Below are 968 nucleotides of genomic sequence, written 5' to 3'. Positions count from 1 at the left end.
GCGCACCAGCCTGCGGTGCGGCCACACGTGAACATCGCGGGCATCATGTGCGCCGGGACCTCGGCGAAGTCGAGGATGACCGCGGCCCAGAATTCGACGTTCGTCTCGATGGCCCGGTCGGGGCGGCGTTCGCGCAGTTCCGCGAGCGCGGCCTGCTCGAGGGCGGCGGCCGCCTCGTAACGGGGTGCGTTCAGGCGCTTGGCGGTGGCGCGCAGCACCCGGGCGCGGGGGTCTTCGGCGCGGTAGACGCGGTGCCCGAAGCCCATCAGCTTTTCCTTGCGGTCGAGGATGCCCTTGACCAGGGCGCGGGCGTCGCCGGACTTCTCGGTGTCCTCGATCATCGGCAGCACGCGGGCGGGGGCGCCGCCGTGCAGCGGGCCGGACATGGCGCCGATGGCCCCGGACAGGGAGGCGGCGACGTCGGCGCCGGTGGAGGCGATGACGCGGGCGGTGAAGGTGGAGGCGTTCATGCCGTGTTCGGCGGCGGAGACCCAGTAGGCGTCGATGGCTTCGACGTGGGCCGGGTCGGGGTCGCCCTTCCAGCGGACCATGAACCGTTCGGTGACGGTGGTGGCCTCGTCGATCCGCCTCTGCGGGACGGCGGGCTGGTAGATGCCGCGGGCGGATTGGGCGACGTAGGACAGGGCCATGACGGAGGCGCGGGCGAGTTGTTCGCGGGCGGTGTCGTCGTCGATGTCGAGGAGGGGCTGGTATCCCCAGATGGGGGCGAGCATGGCGAGGCCGGCCTGGACGTCGACGCGGACGTCGCCGGTGTGCACGGGGAGGGGGAACGGTTCCGCCGGGGGCAGTCCGGGGCCGAAACGGCCGTCGACGAGCAGGGCCCACACGTTGCCGAAGGTGACGTGCTTGGAGACGAGTTCCTCGATGTCGACGCCGCGGTAGCGCAGGGCGCCGCCGTCCTTGTCGGGTTCGGCGATGTCGCTGGTGAACGCGACCACGCCTTCCAG

1 protein-coding gene is annotated in these 968 nt (G+C 72.0%); it reads right to left on the bottom strand.

Annotation, left to right across the window (positions count from 1 at the left end; translation table 11 throughout):
* A partial coding sequence (locus MLGJGCBP_RS22450) for a citrate synthase 2 (RefSeq protein WP_201453162.1) occupies positions 1 to 968 on the bottom strand: 968 nt, incomplete at both ends.

Origin of the sequence: Rhodococcus sp. T7 (genome assembly GCF_009872365.1) — a bacterium.
In the GTDB taxonomy this organism is placed as follows: Bacteria; Actinomycetota; Actinomycetes; order Mycobacteriales; family Mycobacteriaceae; genus Rhodococcus_F.
The sequence above is the reverse complement of the archived record's forward strand: the minus strand, read 5'-3'. Positions and strand labels throughout refer to the sequence as shown.